This is a genomic window from Streptomyces sp. WM6378 (genome assembly GCF_001279695.1).
In the GTDB taxonomy this organism is placed as follows: Bacteria; Actinomycetota; Actinomycetes; order Streptomycetales; family Streptomycetaceae; genus Streptomyces.
On sequence record NZ_LGDD01000326.1, the window covers coordinates 1 to 23,678 of the forward strand.

24 protein-coding genes and 6 pseudogenes are annotated in these 23,678 nt (G+C 68.0%); 9 read left to right on the forward strand and 21 right to left on the reverse strand.

Going from position 1 to position 23,678, the window contains the following annotated elements:
• Positions 1–201: 201 nt before the first annotated feature.
• The 3 genes and pseudogenes from ADK54_RS34630 to ADK54_RS47930 all read right to left on the reverse strand — a co-directional run.
• Positions 202–882: pseudogene (locus tag ADK54_RS34630) on the reverse strand (IS5 family transposase); the annotation flags it as partial.
• A gap of 103 nt (positions 883–985) precedes the next feature.
• Positions 986–1,111, reverse strand: coding sequence for a hypothetical protein (locus tag ADK54_RS48395; protein ID WP_267887063.1), 126 nt, complete (start codon positions 1,109–1,111; stop codon positions 986–988).
• Positions 1,112–1,336: 225 nt separating this feature from the next.
• Positions 1,337–1,639: a hypothetical protein gene (locus ADK54_RS47930; protein ID WP_053729763.1), complete on the reverse strand. Its 303-nt coding sequence runs from the start codon at positions 1,637–1,639 to the stop codon at positions 1,337–1,339.
• On the opposite strand from ADK54_RS47930, the gene ADK54_RS44110 reads away from it, so the two are divergent.
• Together ADK54_RS44110 and ADK54_RS34645 are read left to right on the forward strand one after the other, a co-directional pair.
• Entirely contained in the window at positions 1,562–2,095 is a 534-nt protein-coding gene (locus ADK54_RS44110; protein ID WP_234392338.1) for a trehalose-6-phosphate synthase, read from the forward strand. The two genes, ADK54_RS47930 and ADK54_RS44110, sit on opposite strands and share 78 nt — an antisense overlap.
• A gap of 92 nt (positions 2,096–2,187) precedes the next feature.
• A pseudogene (locus tag ADK54_RS34645) lies at positions 2,188–2,626 on the forward strand (transposase); the annotation flags it as partial.
• A gap of 169 nt (positions 2,627–2,795) precedes the next feature.
• Here ADK54_RS34645 and ADK54_RS34650 read toward each other — a convergent pair.
• On the reverse strand, positions 2,796–3,914 hold the full coding sequence (locus ADK54_RS34650; protein WP_234392335.1) for an SGNH/GDSL hydrolase family protein: 1,119 nt from the start codon (positions 3,912–3,914) through the stop codon (positions 2,796–2,798).
• A gap of 709 nt (positions 3,915–4,623) precedes the next feature.
• Positions 4,624–5,265 (reverse strand): helicase associated domain-containing protein, encoded by a 642-nt coding sequence (locus ADK54_RS48970; RefSeq protein WP_420717457.1) that lies wholly within the window; start codon positions 5,263–5,265, stop codon positions 4,624–4,626.
• Positions 5,266–5,337: 72 nt separating this feature from the next.
• Between ADK54_RS48970 and ADK54_RS48975 the strand changes: the two genes are divergently transcribed.
• A complete protein-coding gene (locus tag ADK54_RS48975) occupies positions 5,338–5,544 on the forward strand; it encodes a hypothetical protein (RefSeq protein ID WP_420717458.1) in 207 nt (68 codons plus the stop codon).
• Between the two features lie 16 nt (positions 5,545–5,560).
• Here the strand turns inward: ADK54_RS48975 and ADK54_RS48980 are convergent, their stop codons facing one another.
• Complete coding sequence (locus ADK54_RS48980; RefSeq protein WP_420717459.1) at positions 5,561–6,184, reverse strand: hypothetical protein; 624 nt, start codon at positions 6,182–6,184, stop codon at positions 5,561–5,563.
• Between ADK54_RS48980 and ADK54_RS47935 the strand changes: the two are divergent.
• Positions 6,153–6,413, forward strand: a pseudogene (locus ADK54_RS47935) (transposase); the annotation flags it as partial. The gene ADK54_RS48980 and the pseudogene ADK54_RS47935 overlap by 32 nt on opposite strands.
• Positions 6,414–6,470: 57 nt before the next feature.
• Here ADK54_RS47935 and ADK54_RS34665 read toward each other — a convergent pair.
• The 3 genes and pseudogenes from ADK54_RS34665 to ADK54_RS45320 all read right to left on the reverse strand — a co-directional run bounded on the left by ADK54_RS34665 (position 6,471) and on the right by ADK54_RS45320 (position 8,759).
• Positions 6,471–6,935, reverse strand: coding sequence for a DUF5959 family protein (locus tag ADK54_RS34665; RefSeq protein WP_159047991.1), 465 nt, complete (start codon positions 6,933–6,935; stop codon positions 6,471–6,473).
• Between the two features lie 240 nt (positions 6,936–7,175).
• Positions 7,176–7,700, reverse strand: a pseudogene (locus tag ADK54_RS44120) (hypothetical protein); the annotation flags it as partial.
• A 210-nt stretch (positions 7,701–7,910) separates the two neighbouring features.
• Positions 7,911–8,759 carry a hypothetical protein gene (locus ADK54_RS45320; RefSeq protein WP_159047992.1) on the reverse strand — a complete coding sequence of 283 codons (849 nt, stop codon included), beginning with the start codon at positions 8,757–8,759 and terminating at the stop codon, positions 7,911–7,913.
• Between the two features lie 858 nt (positions 8,760–9,617).
• On the opposite strand from ADK54_RS45320, the gene ADK54_RS34680 reads away from it, so the two are divergent.
• From ADK54_RS34680 to ADK54_RS34690, 3 genes are all read left to right on the forward strand, one after another.
• Positions 9,618–10,229 (forward strand): hypothetical protein, encoded by a 612-nt coding sequence (locus tag ADK54_RS34680; protein WP_159047993.1) that lies wholly within the window; start codon positions 9,618–9,620, stop codon positions 10,227–10,229.
• A gap of 257 nt (positions 10,230–10,486) precedes the next feature.
• Positions 10,487–10,828, forward strand: coding sequence for a hypothetical protein (locus ADK54_RS34685; RefSeq protein WP_053729771.1), 342 nt, complete (start codon positions 10,487–10,489; stop codon positions 10,826–10,828).
• 235 nt (positions 10,829–11,063) lie between these two features.
• The gene (locus tag ADK54_RS34690; protein ID WP_053729772.1) at positions 11,064–11,855 is read left to right on the forward strand and encodes a hypothetical protein; all 792 of its coding nucleotides are present in this window, start codon (positions 11,064–11,066) and stop codon (positions 11,853–11,855) included.
• Between the two features lie 217 nt (positions 11,856–12,072).
• Here the strand turns inward: ADK54_RS34690 and ADK54_RS34695 are convergent, their stop codons facing one another.
• From ADK54_RS34695 to ADK54_RS34720, 6 genes and pseudogenes are all read right to left on the reverse strand, one after another.
• A complete protein-coding gene (locus ADK54_RS34695) occupies positions 12,073–13,692 on the reverse strand; it encodes an IS1182 family transposase (protein WP_234392336.1) in 1,620 nt (539 codons plus the stop codon).
• A 209-nt stretch (positions 13,693–13,901) separates the two neighbouring features.
• Positions 13,902–14,900, reverse strand: coding sequence for a terpene synthase family protein (locus tag ADK54_RS34700; protein ID WP_053729773.1), 999 nt, complete (start codon positions 14,898–14,900; stop codon positions 13,902–13,904).
• A 203-nt stretch (positions 14,901–15,103) separates the two neighbouring features.
• Entirely contained in the window at positions 15,104–16,234 is a 1,131-nt protein-coding gene (locus ADK54_RS34705) for a polyprenyl synthetase family protein (RefSeq protein ID WP_234392337.1), read from the reverse strand.
• Positions 16,235–16,252: 18 nt separating this feature from the next.
• Positions 16,253–17,143: a phytoene/squalene synthase family protein gene (locus ADK54_RS34710; protein WP_053729774.1), complete on the reverse strand. Its 891-nt coding sequence runs from the start codon at positions 17,141–17,143 to the stop codon at positions 16,253–16,255.
• Positions 17,144–17,258: 115 nt separating this feature from the next.
• Positions 17,259–18,087 (reverse strand): annotated as a pseudogene (locus ADK54_RS34715) (ABC transporter permease).
• Positions 18,084–18,689, reverse strand: coding sequence for an ABC transporter ATP-binding protein (locus ADK54_RS34720; RefSeq protein ID WP_053729803.1), 606 nt, complete (start codon positions 18,687–18,689; stop codon positions 18,084–18,086). The pseudogene ADK54_RS34715 and the gene ADK54_RS34720 overlap by 4 nt, the downstream one beginning before the upstream one ends.
• A 252-nt stretch (positions 18,690–18,941) precedes the next feature.
• On the opposite strand from ADK54_RS34720, the gene ADK54_RS34725 reads away from it, so the two are divergent.
• Complete coding sequence (locus ADK54_RS34725; RefSeq protein ID WP_063802116.1) at positions 18,942–19,853, forward strand: aminoglycoside 6-adenylyltransferase; 912 nt, start codon at positions 18,942–18,944, stop codon at positions 19,851–19,853.
• A 16-nt stretch (positions 19,854–19,869) separates the two neighbouring features.
• On the opposite strand, the gene ADK54_RS34730 is transcribed toward ADK54_RS34725, so the two are convergent.
• From ADK54_RS34730 to ADK54_RS34735, 3 genes are all read right to left on the reverse strand, one after another.
• Positions 19,870–20,196, reverse strand: coding sequence for a hypothetical protein (locus ADK54_RS34730; protein WP_053729775.1), 327 nt, complete (start codon positions 20,194–20,196; stop codon positions 19,870–19,872).
• 332 nt (positions 20,197–20,528) lie between these two features.
• On the reverse strand, positions 20,529–20,660 hold the full coding sequence (locus tag ADK54_RS48400) for a hypothetical protein (protein WP_267887064.1): 132 nt from the start codon (positions 20,658–20,660) through the stop codon (positions 20,529–20,531).
• A 266-nt stretch (positions 20,661–20,926) separates the two neighbouring features.
• On the reverse strand, positions 20,927–21,430 hold the full coding sequence (locus tag ADK54_RS34735; RefSeq protein ID WP_159047994.1) for a DUF6431 domain-containing protein: 504 nt from the start codon (positions 21,428–21,430) through the stop codon (positions 20,927–20,929).
• Positions 21,431–21,684: 254 nt separating this feature from the next.
• On the opposite strand from ADK54_RS34735, the gene ADK54_RS34740 reads away from it, so the two are divergent.
• Complete coding sequence (locus ADK54_RS34740; protein WP_053729777.1) at positions 21,685–22,461, forward strand: class I SAM-dependent methyltransferase; 777 nt, start codon at positions 21,685–21,687, stop codon at positions 22,459–22,461.
• 65 nt (positions 22,462–22,526) lie between these two features.
• Here the strand turns inward: ADK54_RS34740 and ADK54_RS34745 are convergent.
• The 3 genes and pseudogenes from ADK54_RS34745 to ADK54_RS46990 all read right to left on the reverse strand — a co-directional run.
• Positions 22,527–22,739: pseudogene (locus tag ADK54_RS34745) on the reverse strand (ATP-binding protein); the annotation flags it as partial.
• 214 nt (positions 22,740–22,953) lie between these two features.
• Complete coding sequence (locus ADK54_RS48985) at positions 22,954–23,238, reverse strand: phthiocerol/phthiodiolone dimycocerosyl transferase family protein (RefSeq protein WP_107090688.1); 285 nt, start codon at positions 23,236–23,238, stop codon at positions 22,954–22,956.
• Positions 23,180–23,416 carry a hypothetical protein gene (locus tag ADK54_RS46990; protein WP_199827100.1) on the reverse strand — a complete coding sequence of 79 codons (237 nt, stop codon included), beginning with the start codon at positions 23,414–23,416 and terminating at the stop codon, positions 23,180–23,182. Before ADK54_RS46990 ends, ADK54_RS48985 begins: the two co-directional genes overlap by 59 nt.
• Between the last annotated feature and the right edge of the window lie 262 nt (positions 23,417–23,678).

Consider the following 23,678-nt stretch of genomic DNA (forward strand, 5'->3'; position numbering starts at 1 on the left):
GTGGACTTCGGCAACTACCAGCCCATCCATCTCGGTGAGCCGGTCGAGCACCAACCCGGGCACCTTCGGAAAGAGCGCCTGCTCCAGCCTGGACAATTCCCGCATGACCAGGGCATTCCCGTTCTGATCCGTGATCGCTACGGGCGGCGATCGTGACCGTCCCGAGATTTCGACCAGACCCGTTTCCAGGAATCGTCATCACCAGCTGATCGTCCGCTCAACTCGCCACCTCCTTGGCAGCACCTTGAACCCCTTCTGTCCCTTCGGCTTGGAGACGACCTTCACGGTGAGGTGCAGGAAGGACTTCGCCCAGTCGATAAGTGTGCCTCCGTAGGCCGAGTCGCCCCAGATCATGGTGAGTTGGGGGTGCATGAGGCGGAGGAGGAAGTCGCGGGCCGGAACACTGTCGTGCGGGCTGGCAGGAGTGACCATGACGGTCAGCAGAAGCCCCCGGCTGCCGACCGCGAGGCGGCGCTTGCGCCCGTTGATCAGTTTCCCGCCGTCGAAGCCGCGGCTGGCTTTGGCGACGGTCTCAGCGGCCTTGACCGATTGGGAATCGAGGATCGCGGTCACCGCGCGCGGGCTGCGGCCCGCGCGGACGCGGACACGGTGCCTGAGCTGGTCCCGGATCCGGGCGACCGCCCCGGAGGCGGCCCACCACTGGTGGAAGCCGTAGATCGTGCGCCAGGGCGGGAAGTCGGCCGGCATCGCCCGCCACTTGATCCCGTTGTCAACCAGATAGCGGATCCCGTCGACGACCTCCCGCCTCGGGTGTTTCTCCGGCCGGCCGCGCCCGGTGTCGTGGGCGGCCGGCGGCAGCAGCGGTTCCAGGAGAGACCATTCGGCGTCGGTGGTGTCGGAGGGGTAGTGGCGTCGGCGCATGGCAAGAGTGCCGGGCCCGGCCAGGCAGAGTGTGGGCGGCCGCCGCGCCGGGCCCGGTGGCTCCTTCATCGCCTTCCAGCACGGCGGCCGCCTCGGGGTAGGGCTACTCGTACTGGTCGCGCAGGTCGAGGTTGGACTCGATCGCGTTGAGCTGGGTGAGCGTGTACTGGGCCCAGCGGCTCTTGGGGAACATCGTCAGGTGCCCGGCGCGCTGTCGCCAGAACCTCACGGCTGAAGACGTCCGTGCCGAAGTCGGCTGCCCACAGCGCCTGGCGGCCCAACCGGCGCAACCCCATCGCCAAGGTGAACGCCCCGCCGGGCACCATGTCCAGTCCGCTGGCCCACACCTCGGTCCCCGCACGCACTGGACCGCGCAGATCCGTGAGGACCAGGTCGACCGAGTAGGCCCCGTCGACGAGCACCGCGTCCTTCGCGCGCTGATACGACACGGGCGTCACCCGTTCAGTCGGTAGGCCACGTATTCCACCAGTCGGCCGTCGCGCTCGCGCTCCAGCCGGTCCACCACCGTGCGCCGCAATCCGCTGCGGTCCATCAGCATCCGAGCGAAGTCCAGATCACCGCTGCTGCCGAAGAAGAAGAGAAACCGGCCCTGGCCCCCTTCCACAAGATCCGCGCCCTCGCGACCCTGCTTGACCGACAACCAGAACTGCGCGGACGACTGCGCTTTCGGCTCGTGTGTCCGCCACCCGAGCCCGGAATCCGCTCCTACGAGACAACCCGCGTCGAACTCGAACAAGCCATCACCACACTTAACGCCCGCTGGAGCGCCGGTGAATGGCAGCCAGTGGAATACATCCCGCGATCGCTCCCCTTCACCGAGGTCATGGACCACTACCTGGCAGCCGATGTCTTCTGGGTGACGTCCCTGGCCGACGGGATGAACCTCACCGTCCAGGAATACCTCACCGCTCAAGCCGCCTCCGGACACGCTGGCATCCTCGTCCTCTCTCGGCATACTGGTGTCGCCCAGCGGCTCGGGAACGCGGCAGTGCTCACCGACCCCTGTCACCCGCAAGACCTCGTAGATGCCTTGCACACCGCGCTGACCATGCCCCCATCTCACCGCAGGGCAAACACGGCCAACCTGATCCGCCTGCTCGACGCGGCACCACCCTCCGACTGGGCCCGCGCCGTCATCGCGGCCATAGCCGACCAGGCCGGACATCCGCCAAGCCCGCGCTCCCGGCAGTGAACCGGGCTTCGAGGTCTCGGATCTGGGTGGCGGGGAGCTTTGGAGGAGGAGGTGAAGCCGAACTCCTCCAGGGGGCCTGCTGCGCGGATGACAGCGCCGTAGACGGCTCGCACGTACGTACTCTCCGGAGGGGGGAATCATGTCGGCCCTTCGCCTGTCGACCGGGCCCGTCCCGGCTCCAAGCACCACTTGATCGTCGACCGTCACGGGACACCGCTCACCGGCGGCAACCGGCACGACGTCACCCAGCTCCTGCCCTTGCTGGATGCGGTCCCGCCGATCCGGGGCCTGCGGGGCCGCCCTCGCCGCAGACCCCGGCGGCTGTACGCCGACCGGGGCTACGACTTCGACAAGTACCGCCGCCTGCTGTGGAAACGCGGCATCAAGCCCGTGATCGCCCGCTGCGGCGTCGCTCGCGGCTCCGGACTGGGCAAGGTGCGCTGGGTGGTTGAGCGCGTCTTCGCTCACCTGCACTGGTTCCGCCGCCTACGGATCCGCTGGGAGATCCGCGACGACATCCACGAAGCCTAATTCCTCACCCTGGGAGGTGCGTTCATCTGCTGGCGCCGCCTGTCACAACAGGCCCGCACTCGCGCTCTCCCGCAGTAGCCACAACGTTCCCTGGGCTGGCCCGGCCAGGCATTCCGAGCCGCGTTTCCGTGCGGGCGCCGTCGCTCTGGCGTCGGGCTCGGCCTGCTGGTCAGTGGTCGAGGAGGGCGATGCGGATGGCTCGTTCGACGTGGGCGGCGGTGTTGGCGTGGCCTTGGGCGTTGGGGTGGACCAGGGTGACGCGCTTGCGGATGAGACCGCAGTTCAGCGGGGTGCCGGGGAGTTTGGCGGGCCAGTAGTCCGCGGCGTCGCCGCAGATTCCCTCGACCCACTTGGTGCCGGCGGGCTGGCAGGCGTCGTGGCCCACGCTGGAGGAGTAGACGTCGACGTAGCGGTCGCCGAAGAACGACGTAACCCGCTGGATCGTGCTGTTCAGCGGCTTGAGGACGTTGTCACGGAGCCAGTCGACGTCGGCGTGCTTGATCGAGCTCAACTCGGTGAGGGCGAGGCGGTTGCAGGCACTGCCTTCCTGCGGCAGGACGGCCGGGTAGCCGACGGTGATCACCTTGGCGTTGGGTGCGGCCTCGTGCACCTTGGCCAGCATGGCGATGTACTCGTCCTGGACCCGGGCGAGCTTGTCCTGGACGCTCTCCTCCCCTGCGGGCGGGTTGGTGTAGTGCTCGCGGCAGGACTTGCCGGGCGTCGCGCCCAGTTCGAGGCACTTGAGGAGCATGCCGCCGAAGGGCAGGCTGTTGCCGCCGACGCCGATGGTGACGACGTCGGTCTTGTCGTTGAGCTTGGCCCGCTTGATCTGCGGGTCGACTGCGGTCCAGCCTCCGGCCGGGGGCTGGACCGGGCTGATCGGCGTCTGCTTGGCGTCGGCGATGTCGGCGATGGTGGCGTTGCCGCAGCTGACGTTGGTCAGGTGGACGGGCTTGCCCGGCGGGAACTCGTCGAGTTCCCGCTCGACCACGCCGGGGTAGGCGTCGGTGGTGCGGTCACAGCCGTCCCGCGACGCATCACCCAGCGCGGGCTGCGGGGTCCCGACGAACCCGCCGGCGGTGTACGAGTCACCCAGTGCGGCCCACTGATACTGATCAGCCGCACCGGCGGAGCCCGAAGGCACAAGCGCGGACATCGCCAGCGTGAGTCCCACGGTCAGTGCGCCCGTTCGCAGGTGGGAGCCGGGCCGCCGCACGGCTCTCCCAGGACGGACCCGCAGAGCCGTCGAGGCGAGGGCTGCCAGTCGGCCCATAGACGTCGAACGCATCCACAGTCTCCATTCACTCTTCGCAGTCATGTGACTACGGAATGAAGCTAGGTGAGGGCATGTGACCGTCGGACGGGTGCGCCGGGTAAACCACCCGAGCGTGTTGTGCTGAGGTTCTGGGCCACGGTGAGTGCGCCGGGTGGCCGCCCCCCTGACAGCGAAGAGACGTGCCGCAGACAGCTGACGGCGTCGGACCGCACCTGGAGGACACGGGTGCCAGAGGGCAGCCTCATTCTGAAACGATCAGTGACTGAGGACGAGGAGCGCCTCTCGTGCGGAACCGCCGCCGACGACTGGCGGACACACCTGCCTGGCGGCAGCACGAAGCCCCAGGCGATGCCGCCTGAGGCTTCGTGTACTTCACCTGACCGCCAGGTTCAACGACCGGCCGTACGCCGTGTCACGCCCATTCAATTCCCAGCCTCCGCAGCGCATCCAATTGCTCGTGGTGAGCTTGTCCCGCCTCGTGTTGGTGTTGGAGATCCATGCGCCCAGCTTCACGGCCACCGGGTCCGTCCTGTCGTCGACAGTGATGGTCTCGCTGTGGCCGCGTGGTATCGGCCGGTGGGCGCCTTCCCGCTCCACCCATTGGGCGAGGGCCGCCAGGCCCCGCTGGAACGCCTGTTGTGACCTTGCTCGGGCCCCTTCGCCGCACGGCCGGCCGCCGGGGCGGGAGACGGCGTCTCAACTGGCTTGATGCCCAGCAGGGTTAGCCGTTCCTGTTACTCGGTGGAGAGTTGCGCCCAGGTGGCTGGCTGTTTCTGCTGTGCCAGCCATGTGCCGAGGTCGTCGCCGTCCATGAGGACGCCGGGTGCGATGTCGGGCAGGTGGCCGTCGGTGTTGACCAGGTCGGCGAGGACGCGGTGGTGGCGCTGTCAGTCCAGGGCCACGGGCAGTCCCAGTCCGGGTCGATCGCCGTCAGTCGCGCCGCGCGCTCCGCTGCCCGCTCCGGGTCCTTGCCCAGGCCGTTCTTCTCGCCCTTGCTCCGGAGGTTGGCCAGGTGTTGCCCGATGGGCACCATCGCTTCGCCTTCGCCCCAGACGGCGTCCTGTCGGGGTGCGAGGTGGCCGGTGGCGCGCCGGTAGGAGCGGAGCGTGGCGAGCTTGCTCTGCCACGCCTCTTCGCCCGGTTCCCAGACCATTCCGGCTTCCGGGGCGTCGAGCAGGGTCTTGCGTCGTTCTTCGAGTTCCCCGGTTCGTAGGGCTTTGCGTTGCTGGTGCACCCACCGCCCGAGGGGCAAGTCCTTGGTGACGCCGACCTCGGTCTCGGTGTCGTACGGGACGGCGTAGAGGCCGGTGATCTCGTTCTGCTTCCGCCAGAGGATGAAGGCTCGGTAGCCCTCCAGCCACACCAGTGATTCGGGCCGGTAGCCGCGGGTGCGCAGGAATGCCGCGATGGTCGCGGCGTCGCGCGGGCTGGAGAAGTGCAGCAGCGTCGACTCGGCTGCCGTGTCGGCGCCGTCCTCCTGGTCCTCGCCGTCGCCCTCGCCTTCGGCGCCGACGATCCGCCCGTCCTCGTCGCGCCGGATGTGGACTTTGCGTTGTCCGTGGGTGAGGGCGCGGGAGGCGAGCTGTTCGACCAGGCGCTCGTCGTGGGAGCGCAGGCTGGAGTACGGCTACGAGGGGTTTGAAGCTGGCGGAGGCGACTCATGTCGGTTGGGTCCTCGCTGGCCTCCAGGAAGACGGGCACGATGATCCTGGCGACCTTGGTGGAGCCGTCCTTGTTGGGCCGGAGGGCACGGCCGATGCTCTGGACGATTTCGACTTGGAAGCCGCGGGTGTCGGCGAAGCAGATCGCGTCCACCCCCCGCTCGCCCGTGATGTCCACGCCCTCCCCGAGCACGCGTACGGAGGCGAGGAATGCCCGGTGTACACGCCGGTTGTTGGCGTCGATGCCGCCTGCGAACTGCCGTAGAACTTCGCGTCGATCGAGGACTTCGGCAGGCTCTCCGCTTTCGTCAGGGCTTCGTCGGATGCTTCGGTGCTGTACAGCTCGGCGGCCGTCTTGGGCAGCTTTGCCGCGAACGCTTCGGCTTCCTCGACCCGTTGGTGGAACGTCATCACGGTCTTGAGGTTGTGGCGGGCGGCGTGTTCCAGGAGGGCGGTCTGCAGGAGCGCGAGGCGCCGGCCCCGCAGCGCCTCCTCGGACAGGCCGAGGACGGGGGAGGGGGCGCGGATCTCCAGGCCGTCGATCTCGAATCCGGCGAGGATCTCGCGCTCGATCGCCTCGCTCAGCCCGATGCTCGAAGCCGTTCCGCCGGTGCGAGGCAAGCGCGGCCGGCCCCGGCGCCGCCCGGACCTCGTGCTTGGTGACCGCGGCTACGACCACGACAAGTACCGCCGACTCGCTTGGGGACTTGGGGTGAAGCCGGTGATCGCCCGCCGGGGGACCGAGCATGGCTCTGGACTGGGAGCTCAACGTTGGGTCGTGGAGCGTGCCTTCGCCCATCTGCACTGGTTCCGCCGCCTGCGGATCCGCTGGGAGATCCGCGACGACATTCACGAAGCTTCCCTCACCCTGGGACGCCATCCTCGTCTGCTGGCGCCGGCTGTCCGTTCAATCCCAGTAGCTACGGGAACGCGGCCTGGTCACTGCCTCGTTCGGCCAGGCCAGACGGACTTGCCGGAGCTGTTCGTGCAGTGCGTCGATCCAACCGTGTCCGGCATCCAGCCAGAGGCGAATCGAGGAGATGGACTCGTTGCTATCCGTCACGGTGACGATGGGTACGGGTACGGAGAAACTCCGGTCCAGCTCGATCTGGAACTCGCAGCCGCTGGATGCCTTCCACTTGATGTCGCGATAGGCAGCAAGTTCGTTCAGAGCCGTGGACCAGTCGTCCAGGTCCTCGGGCGACAGGTACAGCTCAATACGCCCGTTGGCGAAGCTGCTGGTGACAGTGAACTCGGCATCGAGGTAGTCGTTGTACGGCGTCGCCCCGGGACGCTGACGCCCCAACACCCGCAGCCGGACACTACTGCCCAGCTCAGGGCTACCACCCGCCACCAGATGCAACAGATCCACTGCGCCACCGCCAACCATGAGTCCTCCCAGCCCCCGTCTGCCCCGCTATCATGCACGAGCCACCAAGGCCCCCACCTGGCATTTCGCTAGGGGTTGTAAGAAGCCCGTCGAGCCGCCCCCCCCCGCCCAGATGGCGCGACGCCCGGCGATGGATGGAGTGGGGCGGTGTCCGGTCCGCGGTGGCGGTCTTGCGGCCTGCTGTCCGCCGACAGCGTCGATGGTGGCTGTCAGCGGCTGCCGGGGGCCGGCTGCTGCCAGGGCCTCCGCGGTCACCTGCCGCAGTGCACGGCCGGTAATCCAGCGGTTCTTCCCGCCGGCCAGGTATGCCGCGGCGCGGCCCACCCATTCCGGGTCGCCGAGGAGATGTAGCTTTCCTTCAGTGGTGAGCTGCCGGAGCAGGGACTCCAGCCGGAGGGCGTCCACCGCCCGGTACGGGCGCGCGTGCTGGTCGAAGCGCAGCTGGTGGTCCTCGTACGGGTGGCGCAGTGTCGTGTGCATCCAGCCGCCGTTTCGCGTGGCGACCCTTCCCCTCAGCGTGTACATGCCTCTGCTGTTCGTGTTCCAGGAGTGCTTGCCCCAGGAGATCCCGATGCCATTCATGATCCTGGACCACGGGATCAACTGTCCCTCGGAGTCCGGCTCGTGCTGGTAGAGCCCGTCCGGGCGGAACTCCACCCAGTGGGTGTTTGGGCGTGTGGCGTCTCCGACTCCCCAATGGCCGCCGGTCAGTTCCAGCGGTCCCAGAAATGTACGGTCCTCCACCATGCGGTCATTGAATCACGCGTTCTGTGAAGGGTTGCTCTGCCTTTGGCCGTAACTCCCGTCCCGCCGCCGTGCTGGGGCCAGGGTGGCGTCCCGTGGTTTGGTATTGCGGCAACTACTACATAGCCCCTGGCCGTGAGGCGGCCATCACGCAACTCTCTGAGTAGTGAAGCCCGTTGTGTGAGAGGTGTGCGATGCCTTGTTCGGTGTGGCTCATTCCGTGTTGAGTTTGTCGGAGGTTATGCGGGCGAGTAGTTCGCGGGTTTGCTGGGTTCGGCGGTGTCCTGGGGGCAGGAACTGCTCGCAGTCCGCGAGTACCTGGCGGGCTTCTGCTTCGGCTTCCGTGCGGCGGCCCAGGCCGTGCAGGGCGGTGGCGGCGCCGAGGCCGACGGCCCCGGCGCCGCCCCGGCCGTGCTCGGGGGCAGGCTTGCGGGCCTCGGCGAGGGCTTCTTCGTGGCGGCCCTGGCCGTTGAGGCTGCGAACCAGGCCGCAGCTCAGAGCCATGGCGGCCTCTCCCTCGGCACGGGACAGCGTGCCGCGGGCAATGGTCTCGGCCGCTTCGTGGCGGCCCTGGTCATTGAGGGCGTGCACCAGACAGAGGAGTGCAGCCAGTTCCACTTTCACGGAGGGCTGGGTGATGCGGGCCAGGGCGTTCAGGACGTCCCGGCACTCGGTCTCGGCCTCGCTGGGCCGCTCCAGGTGACACAGCGCCAGTGCACGGTTCACCCGGACCGCAAGCGACGTGGCGTAGTGGCGCATGCTCGGCGGTTCGGCCAGCTCGGCCAGCAGACCATCCAGCTCGCACAGGGCCTGCGCAGGGCGCCCCTGGGCAAGGACAGCGCGCCCGGCGAGCATCGCGGCTGTCACGTTCGTCAGGTCGCCCCGCCCCGAGGCGCGCCCCGCAGCACCTTGGAAGGTGCGCGCTTGTGCCTCGGCTTCCTCGGCGCGGCCGGCACGCAGGAGCTCGCTGATTCCTCGCAGCACCAGCGCCGTGGCCTGGTCGGCTCCGCCCGTGGTCGGCGCAGGTCTACCGCGGGTCAGGAGAGTTCGTAGGGACTTCACAGACCGGGAGGCTACGGGGAGCGGCTCATCGTTGATCGTCGGGGTGCTGCCGTGTCCCAATCATCCGTATCTGCCGGGCAGCCGCAGTTCTGCCTATGACGGGCGCCGAGATGCTGGCTGCCCGCGAGTATCCGCCCGCGTGGCTCGTACAGCCCTGGGGGGCCAGGGCCTGTCAACGGGAGGCCAGGGCCGCGCCAGGAGCAGCGGGACCATGCCGCGCCCGAGCAGAAGGCCGGCCGCTGGTTCTCGCGCCGCTTCTGACGCGGGCAAGCCTCCCGCCGACGGCGGAGCGATGGGTACATGGAACACCGGCTTGACGGGGTGTGGGGCAGCGCTGCCCCCTGGCTGACCTGCCACTAGGACGGATCTAGGACGACCAAAGGACCCGTGGACATAGCGTTTCCTCGGGGGTGGTTGGCCGTGCCGGCGACGTAGCGCAGAGGACAGGGACGAAGCGTTCGGTCAATGCAGCAGCGGTAGCGACGGCGGTGGCGGCCGAGGAGAGCACATACCGCCGCCCATCTTGAACGACTGAGGAGTTTTCGTGAGCGCAGCGCTCTCGCCCTTTCGGCACGGGGCGCCCAGCTCATACCCCCGGATCCCACGGATTGGCCTCGCCAAGCCTTATCGAGCGGCTGAACCCAAGCGTCTGGTGAACGTCGGGTCGGCGTCATGGCGAAGCACTTACCTGCCAGCCGAACCTGGCTCGCGGAGGGCAACGAAAGCACGTGCTCGGAGTCGTCCTCAAGGGGTGTTGTCTTCGCCTCTACGAGAGTGCGGGCGGCCGATTCCACGGATGCGGCGCAAGCGCATGAAGCACATGGCATTGCATCAGAGAACCACGAAGAGGAGCTGGACATGAGCGTACGGATGAGGACTGCAAAGCGCGCGGCCCGGGCCTTGACCGTGTCCGGGATGCTGATGGCGAGCCTCACACTCGGGAGCGTCGCTACCGCGGTGGCGCAGCCCACGTCTGAGAACCTCGGGGCAGAGAAGGCAGTGCTGGGCAAGGTTGTTTCCGCCAAGGACCACAAGGCTGCCCCGGAGGTAAAGCAAGGAAACCGCATGTCGTCGGCGGAGGTCTCGGCCGCCGTCGCCAGTGGCAGGCTGGCGGCGAAGCCCGCGTTCGCGGCCATGAGAAGTGAGGGCGGCGGCTGCTGGACCGCCTTCGCCTACGACACGTGGAGCGACTTCACCATTGCTGAGGGCAACACCTGGTTCAACCTCAACTGGTGCAGCGACGGCTCGAGGATCACGACCTACGACTACCGCAATGTGGGTGCGCAGGGTCTCCTCGGCTTCCAGTACACGGGTATCGCAGGCAACTTTGAGTACAACGCAGGTTGGGAGGCGCGCGAGGCGATCGAGTACCGGTTCAGCTTCGAAGGTAAGCGCTTCTACGTCTGCGAGCAGCTTCGCGGCGGTGTCACCGGTCTGTACTCACACCGGCAGGACTGCAACCTGAGCTGACCCAGGCCGGGCGGATCGACATGCACGGGCCATCTCGGCAGCTTGCTGGTGCGCCTGTCGCGTAGGCCTGTCTGGTCAAGCTCGCCGCCACTGGATCCCTCTCGCCGAATTGAAGGCAGAGAGAGGTACCTCCCCACCTACAGGTGGGGAGGTGCAAGTGTTCGAATCATTGGCCGCAGCGCATCCCCGCCCTGGGGACTGGTACCCGATCATCGATCGCCATCCTGGCGTCCAACGTCCTGAAGAGGAGACCCTCCATGCGCAAGATCCGGCGCACCATCGCCATGACCGCCGCCACCATCGCCCTCGCCGGCGGAACCACCCTCACCGTAGGAGGCGCCGCCCACGCCGCACCCGCGAGCTGCCCCGGCACTGCGGCGCAGATTCTCTCTCAGAACGGAAACACGAGCTTTTCCTGCAAGGGGTACTACTTCGGTTCCTGGTACGGAACCAAGTGGGTGCTGGCAAAGAGCCACAACCTCACGGTCCTGTGCAACGACAACGGGACCTGGTACAACCTCGTACTCACGCAGGGCCAGGAGAAGCAGCCGCGGCAAACGAACGACGAATGTACCGAGGTCGCTGTAGACGAAGGCTGACACGCTCATCCGCTCGCCGGTCCAGCCCGTCGGGCGGGCCGCCGGAGGAGTTTTCCAAGACCAACTGGCAGGGAGCGTCATTCCGGTTATGCGGTATTCCCCTCGGCGAAGGTCGTACGGCCGCTCATCGTCCAGCTTGTGAACGCCCTTGAGCGCGCCCCGTTGCGCTGACCCGCGACCGGACAACGAGGTGGCGTGTGGTGAACCTGGTGCATACGATCCCGGGATGGCTGGAATGTCGATCACCGTATGCCTGCCCGGTTCGGCTGCGAAAAGGGTGGACGAGGCGGTCGCGGAAGCGATGGCGCCGTTTGCCAGTGACGGTGTGGGCGCCGTGGAGCGGGATGTGTGGGACAGCTATCGGATCTGCGGTTCCGTGGGTCTGCCGGTGCTGGCGGGTCATGAGGGTGATCTGCGGTTGGTCGCTGATCGCCCCCGCTGGGACGGTTCGTTGGAACCCGCGGTGCCCGGGGAGTGCGCGGGAGGGCCGCGGGGGCTGATCGACTTCCGCGACGTCCTGCGGGCGGAAGCCGCTGGTCACGCGGGTCGGGTGTGGGATCGCTGGCAGGAGGTGGTTTCCCACCACCTGGCCCCGGACGACGAATCAGTGTTTTTCTACTGTCACCTGGCCGCCGGAGGGGCCAGGGACTCGTACGAGACATCGCGGGAAGCCGCCGATTACCGGGCGCAGCCGGCCGTCCGTGCCTGGGTGGATGTAGCGCCGGGGCTGGCCCGGCCCGACATCGCGGACCACTTTTCTTTCGGTTGGGATCCGGTCGGAATCGGACAGCGCAGCCGCGAGGAGTACGTCGCGACCTACGAGTTCAGCCTTCTGCCACTGCGCAACGTGCTGACGCTCAGTGGATGGTGGTACGAACTTGGCGATGCTCCCCTGCACAGCGCATGCCACGGTCCCCTCGAGTGCGTCCACCAGCCGAACTTCGGCATGGAACACCCGGGGGTGCAGTCCTATCTCATCGCGCTGCCCGCCGACACTCTGCTCGTCAACGTGCACTGCCACGTCTGATCTGCCCACCCACATAGCCGGTCGACGCCACCTCGCAATGGTGATCACGGGACCACCTCTACCGACAGCCGTGCGGTGAGGGGTTGTTGGTCACCCAGTCGATTGCGTGCCCCGCCCGGAGTTGGCGCAGGAACGACCGGAGGGCTCAGGTCGTCCGGCTACTGGACCGGCGGGCTGCGTAAGCTTGACTCTGTCGGGGATCTTGGAGGTACCGAGGTCAGGTGCCCAGGGTTCGCCAGGACTTCGGCCGGGGGATCTCGCGCTGGTCGAGGTAGTCCTGGAATGCGGTAGGCCGACGGGACTTGGGGGCCTCCTCGGTTGGTGGCAGTCCACTGAGGCGCTCGATGTTGACGGCGATGGCCGTCAGAACGTGCTGGAGGTGGGCCTTTGACTGACTTCGGTAGCGGCACCGGCGCATGCCGTGTCCGTGGGCGAACTCGTTGACGGTGCCCTCAACTCCGGAGCGGACCGCATAGCGGGCCTTCCACTCGGGCGTCTGCTGTTCAGTACGGACGCGAAGTTGCAGCTCGCGGAGCTCTCGCGGGGGAAATCCCACGGTGCGGACGTTGTCGGCCGTGCTGGTGCACTGAGTGCGAACCGGGCAGGGGCGGCACTGGCCCTTGGTGAACCGTGCCACGATCAGTGGGGCCGCGGTGGGCGAAGAGGTCGGGTAGGGGCCGTGCCAGCCCGCGCTGACCTGGCCTTGAGGACAGGTGACCTGCTGGTTGTCGTAGTCGATGTGGAAATCGTCCCGGGCGAAGCCCTCGTTTTGGCGGTGCTGGCGGGTGGGGTTGCTCTTCAGCGGCCCGGAGACGGTGACCTTGTGTTCGCGGGCGGCTTGTTCCAGGTGGGGCAGGGAGGTGTAGCCGGCGTCGACCAGGTGCTCGGCGGGCAGCAGCCCGCGGCGGGCCAGACGGGTGTGGATGCCGGGCAGGACCTGACTGTCGTGGGTGGTGGCCGCGGTGGTGACCACGTCTGTGATCACGTTGGGGCCGTCGGGAGCACAGGTCTCGGTCAGATGTGCGGAGAACCCCTTCCAGCTGATGATGTGTCCGTGCCGTGCGTAGCGGGCCGACGTGTCGTAGGGAGAGACGATGGCCCGGGACGAGGGCGGCAGCCCGGGCCCGCCTTCCTTCTCGGCCGCGCGCCAGCGCAGGCGGCCCGCGGTGTCACGGTCGTAGTTCTGCACCATGATCTGGCGCAGAGCCTGGATACGGGGACCGGACGTGCGGTCCGCTCCGTGCCGGTAGAGGTGTTCCAGGAGTCGGAGGGCGTCGTTCCCGGTGGCGAAGATCCGGGTCTTGGGCTTGGTGGGGTTCTTGCCCAGGCGGACCGGCCGGCCGTAGCGGAGCCCCCAGCCCTCATCAACCAGCTCGTCCAGCAGGTGAGGGGAGACGCTGGCGACTTCTTCCAGGGCGGCGCGGACCGCCTCGGTGATCAGCTCCAGGCGGGTCAGGTCACGCACTGCGGCCAGGACATGAGTGGAATCGGTGCGCTGAGTGGTGCGCTCGTGCACTAGGCCGGCCTCCTTGAGGCGGGCCAGCGCGAGGTCGAGGAGGCAGTCAGCACGGTCCCCTTCGGCAAGACGATCGCGGAAATCGGCCAGCACGCTGTGATGGAACCCGGGGTCGTCCAGCCCCATGGCCATCGCGTACTTGAAGTCGATGCGGCAACGGACCGCCTCGGCAGCCTGCCGGTCCGAGAGACCGAGCAGGAACTGCAGCACACTGACAGTGGCCAGCTGAGCAGGCGAGAGACCCGGACGTCCGTCCCGCGGGTACCAGTCGGCGAAGTCCTCATCGCGCCACAGCCCATCCAGCCGGTCTCTCACCCACATCGCCGTGGTGCCACCTGGGTTGCTCGCCCGCGCGATCTGTGCGGTCAGAGAGGGGACTTGCTCACCGGAACGGGGGCGAAGGGACAACGGGCACCTCGACGACTGCATCGGTCACTGGAACAGCCCGAGCATGACCGTTGATCACGCAACCGCACCGGAAAACTCCAAGATCCCCGACAGAGTCAAGCTCAGGCCACACCCAACTGAGATTATGGCCGGTGGGGGCGGGTGGCGCGGGCATCGTAGCGGGCAGTGGTCGCTCCCCATCCGTAGTTGCCTCCCAGCCAGAGCAGGAGGAGGTCGGCCCATGTCAGGGCTTGTGTGATGTTCTGGGGACCGTGCCCGGTATCGGTCAGCAGGCCGGGCAGGGTGTCGCGGAGGCGGTCCACTAGTTGGAAGCGCGCCGTCCACAGGGCCACCAGCACATCCTGGGCCTGCTGCGGCGTGCTGGCGAGCGCGTTCTCCAGGACGGTCAGCATGTTGGCGTCATCCGCACCGGCCGTGGGGTCGAAGGACACCACGTCGGCAGCCAGGTCCGCGACGTCCCCGGCGGCTGCGGACATCACACGCAGTACATGACTGTCCATGAGGGAGTCGGGGGCCGGCTGCGGGAGCAGTAGCTCCAGGAATGTCCTGGCGACCGTGCTGAACGACGAGTGTCCCTTGATCAAGGGATAGCTGAGAGGGTCGGGCATGAGGCCGTGCCGCCGGTTGTGCAGCTCCCATTGCTGGCACTCCTGATACAGGCGCATGGCGGCCAGGAACCGCCGTCGCCATCCGATGCTCGACCATTGACGAAGCGACAGGTCCCACAGTGAGCAGAATGCCTGAGCGTGGGGTGATCTTTTGGCGAGGGTGCGAGCTTGATGTCTGTCAGGGCCCAGGAGACGATCCAGTTCATCCAGAAGCTGGCGGCTCTCTGCGGGCAGGGCGCTCACCGGCTGGTTGTCCAGGTGGTCGTCCCACAGGAAGAACAGCAGCGTCCATTGCGAGATCAGTAGCAGATCGTCTGGGTCAGCGGTCGGGTAGGTATGCCCGCCGTAGGTCGCGTAGTCGAGGATCGCGCGTGTGGTGTAGCCCTCGGCAATTCCCACCTCACGCGCCCAGCCATGGGCACTGGATGCGATGGCGTCCACGTGCGGGCTGATTTGTACGGTCAGATCCGGCACGTCGGCGGCGAGCAAACGGGCGAACAGTTCTTCGTTCACGGGCTGATGTCCTCCTGTAGCGACAGGGCGCGGTTGGCAGCGGTCAGTCGTGGTTACCGGGGTCTGCTGCGGGACCAGATGGGCCGGCGTGCCGGCTCGGCCCCGGCGGGCAGCATCATCAAGCGCCTCCCATCGGATCTGGTCGGCGGTCACGCGATCGCCCGGCCGCCCCGCCCTCGTCGGTGGGAAGGCCCTGACCGGGGTCATGCCGTCCGGATCGCCAGGGCATCGGCGAACGCGGCCAGTGCCCTTGTGCGCGCAGGAGGGAAAGGCGCGGACGCCAGAGCGTGGACGGCGGCTTGCTGCCGGTCAGCGATCATCTGGCGGACGGGGACCGAATTCTGGGCCACGTTCGAGGCCGTCAGCGCCGGCGGTCGGCTGCTGACGCGGCCAGTTCGGCGAGCCGTGCAGAGCCCGGCAGGCCGGCGATTTCGGCGCGTGCCTGTTCGGCGCAGGAGGAGGCCATACGCGCCCTTGGTGAGAGCGCCGGTGCGTGTCAGGACGGCGAGGGCGTCTCGGTGTGCGGTGACGGGATCGGTGTCGCCGCGGAATGCGGTGGCCAGGCGGTTGCGGTCGGCTTCGTCGGCGGCTTCGTGGGCGAGCAGGACGGGCAGGGTGGGTTGGAGGTTGGCGATGTCGCTGGTGGCTGTCTTGCCGGTGACCTGGTCCTCGGCGGTGTAGGGGAGCAGGTCGTCACGGATCTGGAAGGCCATGCCGAGCTGTTCTCCGTACTGGCGCAGGGGCTGGTGCTGCTGTGGGGTTGCTCCGGCCAGGATCGCCCTGGCCTGGCAGGCGGCGCCGGTCAGCGCGGTGGTTTTGTCTTGCATGATGTTCAGGACGGTCGGCACTCCGCAGGTCAGGTCGCCGCGGATTTCCGTTTCACGCATGGTGCCCTGGCACATGTGGCGCAGGGCCTCGATGGTCACCCGCGCTGCGTGCAGCACGCGCTCGGCGGGGCCGCCGCTGAGCAGGGCCGCGATTCCGGCCATCGACAGTCCGTCGCCTGCTGCCAGGGCTTCGGCGAGGCCGAACTGCTCGGCGGTGGAAGCCCGCCCGCGGCGTACCGGGTCCTGGTCGATGATGTCGTCGTGGACGAGGCTGGCGACGTGCAGGCATTCGATCCCGGCCGCGAAGGTCAGCACCTGGTCGGCGGTGCCGCCGACGGCTTTGGCCGACTCCATGCACAGGACGGGGCGCAGGAGTTTGCCCGGGGGGAACAGCGCGTCCAGGCAGGCCAGTTCCAGCAGGCTGTCGCCGCTGCCCACCCAGCGCAGCAGCTCGGCCTCCAGGAGTGGAATGTATGTGGCGCCGGCGGGGGTGTCGGCAAGAGACATGGCGCGTCCTTTCACAGGTCAGGGGGATCGCGGCGCGCATGAGGGGCGCCACACGTTGAGCAGCGTGCCCAGGGGCGGCTGTACCCGTCGGTGGAGCACGTCCTGGCCCGCGGCCAGCACCGCGGCGACGATCAGGGACATGTACTCGCGGTGGGCGTGCCAGAGGGCGCTCAGGGGGCCGTGGTCCACTTCAGCGGTCTGGTGCAGTTGCCGGGTGACACGCTCGGCCTCGAAGGCGATGAGGTCGGCCACAGCCGGTGTCCAGCGTCTGGCCTTGATGTCCTCGGCGCGCACGTTGAACCGGTCGAGGTCCTCCAACGGCAGGTAGAGGCGCCCGTCGTCGAGGTCTTCCGACAGGTCGCACAGCACATCCGTCAGCTGGGAGGTCACGGAGAACTCGCGCACCAGCGGCTCGTCCGCGGGTCCGGACGCGGCACCCATCACCCGGTAGACCATGGCCATCAATCCAGCGGCCAGCTGCGCGCACCACTGGCTCAGTTCCTCGAAGGTGGCGAAGTCACGAAAGTCGAGGTCGCGCTGCATCGCGCTGAACATGTCCTCGACCAACGACAGCGGGAAGCCGAAAGCCTGGTAGGTGTGGACCGTGGCGTGCAGGACGGGGTCGTGGGAGCCGCCGGCGGCGAACGCTGCCCAGGTGGCCTCGACAAACTGGGTGAAGCGGCTCTGGCGGTCTTCGACCGGGCCGCGGTCCGCGCGGAGATCGGCACAGTACCCGTGTGCGAGCAGTGCCGCCGTATGAGGCCGAACCGCTGAGGGAGCGCTGCGCAGGCCCTGCCAGCGAGCGCTCCCTCCGTCGGCGTCGGCCAACTCCCGCACGCACACCGTGTAGCAGTGCCGAAGGACGGGATCGGTGATACCCGCCGCGTCCAGCCATCGCCTCACCAACATCCGTGAACCCTTTCTGCTCAACCGGCTCCCACCGGAGCCGGGCCCCCGCTCCGCGGTGAGGGCGCGAGATGTCTCTCGTAGGGCGCCTTGGTGACCCGTCGCACCGGGGCGTCGCTCAAAGAGGCGTTGACGTGGTCCGGGCAGGACGCGCAGGTTGTCGCGGCCAAGGCATACGCCAGAGTGGTCGTGTGGTCAGGGCGTCTTTGGTGCGGCGGTGAAAGGCGAGCAGGGAGCGCGGCGCCGGTGAACCACAGGATCTGGATGGCCAGGTCGCCGGGCAGGGATTTGTGGGTGAAGCCCGCGGCGGTAGCGGCCTGCATGGTGCCGTAGGTGGGCAGGAACTGCACGGCCGCGCTTTTGGTGCCGCTGCTGGCCAGGGGGCTTTGCAGGCCGACATCGACGATGCTGGTCATGACCAGGGCGAACATGCCCTCCACCTCCCGGCGCAGCAGGGAGCCGAAGACGACACCGAGCGCCCCGTAGGTCATCGCTCCGCAGAACAGGGCCGCAGCGAGCTGCGCGGGCTGGCGCGGGCTCCAAGCAGTGCAGATCACCACGGTGGCATAGCCGGCGATGGCACCGGAGGCCAGAGTCAGAGAGGTGGTCTTGGCCAGGACGAGATGGATGCGGGGGTAGCCGGCCATGGCCAGACGGCGGTCGAAGCGCCCGCCGTTGAACGTGACGGCGAACATCATGAACCCGGTGATTAGGGTGACGGCGTTGATGGCACCGGTGATCTGCGTGATCTGGTTGCCGGCGGGTGTCAGGAGCCGTCCCGTCGCACGCAGCCTGAAGGCCAGGGCGCTGCTGGGGATGACGACGTAGGCCAGGCTGATCCAGGAGGGGATGAACAGGGCGATCAGGACCATCGCCAGCCTGTTGCGGGCGTGCTCCACCAGGTCGAAGCGGGCCGCTGTGACGAACAGACGCGGGTGTCGCCTCACGCCGCTACCGCCGTTGCCGGGTGCAGGGCGCCGCCCTGAAGCCGCCACAGCTCGTCAAGGCGCGCGGCATCGTAGGTCAGGTGGGAGACAACAAGAATCGAACGGCCCGCATCACGCAGCTGTGCAGCGAAGTCCCAAAAGCGCTGGTAGGTCTCCCAGTCGAAACCCTGGTACGGCTCGTCAAGGAGCAGCACCTGCGGGTCGCGCATCAGCGCCAGGGTCAGGTTCAGCTTCTGGCGGGTCCCGCCACTGAGCAGGCCGGCCCGCTCAGTGGCGTATGCCGACAACCGCAGCGCCTCCATGACCTCCCCGGCATGCCGCAGATCGGGCAGCGCCCGCGCGACGCGAAAGAACTCCAGATGCTGACGCATCGTCAGAGCGTCGTTGAGCACCACGTCCTGCGGGCAGTAGCCGAAATTGCCTCCATGACGGACCGTGCCATGCTGCGGGCGCAGCTCGCCGGACAGAATCTTCAGCAGCGTGGACTTGCCCGCACCGTTCTCCCCGACGATCCCGGCCAGCACACCAGGCCGCAGATCAAGGTCCAGGCCCCGCAGGACCTGACGGCGACCGTACGCGTGACGCACGTCCCTGACCTCCACCGCACCCCCGGGCTCGTAGACCGTGCCACGCACTCGCTGCTGACCACTGCCGTCACGGGCAAGGCTAGGCATCACGCCAGGTCAAAAACACAGCAAACGGTTGCTGGTTAGCCCGCACGAGTGAGGAGCCAGTTGTCCATGGCCGGACACATTCCAGGCGCTGCCGTCGAGTTACGGACACGCGAGCGGGAGTTCCGAGGGGCCATGGACAACAGGGAGAATGAACAGCAGGGAGAACAGAACGGAGGGGCAGTGAGCGATCTGCACGAGGCGTTCGTGGCACGTCTGCTGGAATGGGCCATGGATCGTACGGACATCGAGGCTGTGGTGCGCACCGGGTCCCGTGCTCGCCGCGACGGCAAGGTCGATGCCCTGTCCGACCACGACATCGAGCTGTACACCACCGAGCCCGACCGCTACCGGGAAGGCACCGACTGGCTGGGCGAGTTGGGCGAAATCTCTGTCGCCGTCGGTCTGGAGGGCCCGTGGGACAACCCGGCACACCTGGTGTTCTTCGCCGACGGCCTCAAGGCCGACTTCCAGGTGGTGTCCGTGGAGCAGTTGCACGACCTCGCCGAGAACGGCCTGGACGAGCTGCACGAGCGCGGCTACGAACTGCTCCTGGACCGCGGGGACTGGGGCAGGAAGCTGCCTGCGGCCAAGGGGTCGGCGCCGGAGCCGGACATGCCCAGCGAGGACGAATTCCAGGAGCTGTGCGCGGAGTTCTGGCATGAGATCGCCCATCTGCCACGGTACCTGGCCCGCGGGGAGCTGTGGGTGGTCAAGGCACGTGACTGGACCACGAAGGAACTGCTCCAGACGATGATCGAGTGGCACGCCCAGGGCCGCTTCGGCCCCGGGCACGATGTATGGCACCTGGGCACCGGCATGCGCGCATGGGCGGCCCCTGGGGTGTGGGAGCGCCTGCACGACGTCTTCGCCGCGTTCGGCCCCGAGGACTCGCTGCGGGCCGCACGGGCGACCGCGGACCTCTTCGCCGAACTGGCCAGGGAAGTCGCAGACGGCCAGGGATTCACCTACCCGGAAGCAGCCGAGCGGGCGATCCGGCCCACCCTCGACCGACTCCCCTCCCTGGAGCCCCAACGCCATCCCCTCGGGCCGCGGAGTTCTTGCGGGCGGCCAACTCCCCGGTGGGGTGGCTGAACTCGGTCCTCTCGCCCTACTTCGACGACGGGACCTGGGAGGTGTACGGGCTGAACAACGACCTTCCCCGGTCGGGACTTCTCGGTCGGCCGAGGAGGCCGAGGATGCGGGTGCGCAGCGGGTCGGCATCGGGCAGGCCCAGCTCGTGGGTGATCTCCAGCGCCCGCGTCCAGGGCTCGCGGGCGGCGTCGGCGTGGGTGGCGGCGCGGTGGGTCTCGGCGAGGCAGGCCAGTCCGGCGGCCTCGCTGTGGCGGTCGCCGGTCTGGTGGAACAGACGTTGACGATTTCCCGCATCGCGTACCGGCCCTCGTGACCGCTGACCGAGGGATGCTTCGCCTTCCACACAGTGATGACCGGCCGGAGCAGCTCCCAGGCTTCACCCGACAGGTCACTCGGGTACGGCTCCCACACGTCACCCGTCTGAACCAACCGGCCAACATCAGGGAGCACAAGGCTCTTCAAGTCCCGTCCGGGACTCCCTAACGGATGCATGGACGGAAGCTAGCAGATACCCCAACTGACCAGCAGAAACTTCTAAGTTAGTTCAGTCAACAGCTCCTCAACGCTGTACCAGTCGCCCACGATCGTGTACTTCACGGATCTTCCTCTCTCTGAACTGTCTTCCGGGGACCCGGGCCCCGCACACGAGGCCCGGCGGGCAGGCACCGGCAGTGGTCAGCAGCCGAACTGGCGGGGGATCAGACCCGTGGCCACATGGTCGAGATAGGTCTCCACCAGCGCGCTTGCCTGATCGGTGGTCAGGCCCAGGAGTTCGCCGCTGGCGGTGGTGGAGCCGGTGAACACCACATCGCCCCAGTAGTGCAGGGCGCCGGGGACGTAGAGGCTGGTCAGGGTGTAGGCCGCGCGGTTGGCCCGGCGACCGATGACCCCCGTGTTGCCCGACGCTCATGGTGAGCATGTTGGCGAAGTTCACTGTGGGGGCGTAGAGGCGGCTTTCGTTCACTCGCCGGGGTGACGTGTCGTCATCACGGTGTCGGCTTCGTGTGCTTGCTGTCGCGGGTGGTTTACGCGGGTGTGAGGAGCCGGCGACCGGTGACCAGGGTGACAACGCCCTACGGGTCGGTAGCCGCCCAGTCGGCGTTCTGCTCCTGGGCGGCGCGGCCAGCTTTGCCCAGGACGTCGAGAGCCTCGGCCAGCTCGGTGGCCCGGGGCTGCAACGGCCCCGCGTCCGGGGTGAGGTGGTAGGCGTAGATCATGCCGTGGCGGCGCCAGAACGCGGCGCGTGCGGTCGCTCGGCGGAGCCAGCCGCGGACCGTCGCGGCGGGCCGGTGCAGCCGCTCGGCGATGCGGCGGTGGCTGTGCCCGGCGACGTGGTCCAGGAGAGCGGCGGTGATGGTGTGGACGCTGTCCGCCCGCCGGAGCAGGCAGTACGGCGGCAGCAGCACGTGCGTGGTGCGGCAGGAGGGGCAGCGAACCCGCCTCGGACGCAGCCGCCGTAGGCCGCCTTCGGGCAGCCCGATCGCGCGCTCGCGGGCGTAGCCCCACGCCCGCAGCGGCGCGTCGCAGGCCGGGCACGACGGCATCACACTCGTCTCGTACTCCGCCACAACGATCACGGACAGGTTCCTCCCGGAGCCCACCAGCGTCACCACGGCCACGCCGCCCGCACCAGGGGCAACTCGTGTTGCGGGCTCCCTGGCTTCGTTCACGTTCAGCAGCAGCGTTTGTCGGTGGGTTTCGACAGCAGTTGGCGATCAACGCGCTCGGAGATGTTCACGGGAAATGACGGCACTGTCGTCAGTGAGGGCGTTCGCGCGGACCACTGAGGCGACCAGCGACTCCGGAAGATCAGGCACGGTAGCCTCTGGCCATGCCTGAGACATCGGTGGCGCACTTTTACGATGAACTGGCCGACGACTACCACCTGATCTACTCAGACTGGGACGCCAGCATTCGCCGGCAGGGGGACGCCCTCGACGCCCTTATCGGTCAGGATCGCGTCGAGGTGCTCGACTGTTCCTGCGGCATCGGCACGCAGGCCATCGGCTTGGCGCTGCGCGGGCACCGCGTCATTGGCACCGATCTCAGCCCTCGCGCCGCCGCCCGCGCTGGCCGTGAGGCCGCCCGCCGGAGCCTCAGCCTGCGCACGGCAGCCGCCGACATGCGACGCCTTCCGTTTCCCGATGGCCGGTTCGACGTCGTCGTCTGCGCTGACAACTCGCTGCCCCACCTGCTGACAGAGCAGGATGTGCACGCCGCCCTGGCCGCGATGCGCCGCGTGCTGCGCCCCGACGGCCTGCTGCTGGTCAGCACACGCCACTACGACGACCTGCTGCGCGACCACCCCGTTTCGATGCCTCCACAAGTCCACCGGACCGCCGACTGCGCCGACGTCGGAGAACGGACCGTCACCTTCCAGCTCTGGCACTGGCACGACGACGGTGAGCACTACGACTTGGAGCACTTCCAACTCCTTCCGGCAGGCGGAGAATGGCGCGTCAAGGTCCGCCGGACCACCTACTGGGCCCTCAGCCAGGACCGGTTGGCCGGCTTGGCAGCCGAGGCCGGCTTTGTCGACGCCCGTTGGCGGATGCCGCAGGACACAGGCTTCTTCCAGCCGCTGCTTGTGGCCCGAGCCGACGAGTAGGTGATTTCACCGTCCGGCTCGACCGTCGGCCGTGAGGGCAGCGGTCGAGCCAGAACCGGCAGGTGTCAGCCGACCTTGGAGGGTTGCTCGGCTCGTGCCCGGGTGCTGGCGAGGCGGTAGGAGTCGGTGCCGGTCTCGATGATGGTGCCGTTGAAGGTCAGGCGGTCGACGATGGCCGCGCAGAGGCGGGGGTCGGTGAAGGTCTTGGTCCAGCCGCCGAAGGACTCGTTGGAGGCGATGGCGACGCTGTTCTTCTCCTCACGTTCGGTCACCACCTTCTGCATCCCCGGCTGCCGCTTCGCCCAAGCACCAGCGCGTCGATCGCGGTCTGCGCCGGGGCCGTAGGTGCGTTCACGGTGTCTGCGGTCATCGCGGGCCGCTGAACTGGGGGCACGCTTCCCAGAGCACCCGCCCCTCGGACAGGGCCGGGGCAGGAGCGCGGGCCGCCGTTCACACCACCGGGTCACCGGGTCCCGGGACGCGTTCAGGTGGTCATCTGGTGGATGGTCTCGTCGAGGGCGGAGACGATGTCGTCGGCGCGTGCAGCGCAGTGTGCGGTGGCCAGTTCGGCGCTGAGCCGTCCGTCGAAGGTGGTGACGATGTAGGTGGAGGTGGGGGCAGGAGGTTCGCCGGGAGTCGCCCCCGCAGGCGGCCTGAGGCGTTGGCTGAGAATGGCGCCGCGGAAAGGCGTTGGCTGAGAATGGCGCCGCGGAAGTCCTCAATGGTCAGCCTCGCGGGTGTGCGCAGGTCCGGAATGCGTCCCCAGTTCGTCAGCATGGTGGTGTCCGCCGAGGCGGTGGGCGGCTTCCTGGACGGTCTCGACGGCCTGGTCGGTGGGCAGGATCATCTCTCGTTCGACGTTGCGCAGGCCGGCGATGGGGCCGGGGCGGCGGCAAGGATTGCGTTGGTCAGCCCCGGGCGACAGGCTGCGCTGAAGCCGGAGCGAGCCGATCATCCGGCCAGATGCGGATCAAGGCAGAGTCCGCGGGAGGCGCTGCACGACTATCCCGAGCAAGTCATCGGCTTTGCTGAAACTCATCGACATTTCCGGGACCGAACCTGCCCGACCGCTCCCGGAGCTCACCGACAAGCGCTGGAGCCCATCATCGACATACTCACCCCGATCCGGCGAACGTACGCGGTCACGGCGCTAATGACAGCCGTCCGCAGGCGTTAGGGATGCGTTGGCGCGATCTGGAAGGTTCGTGCCCTCGCCC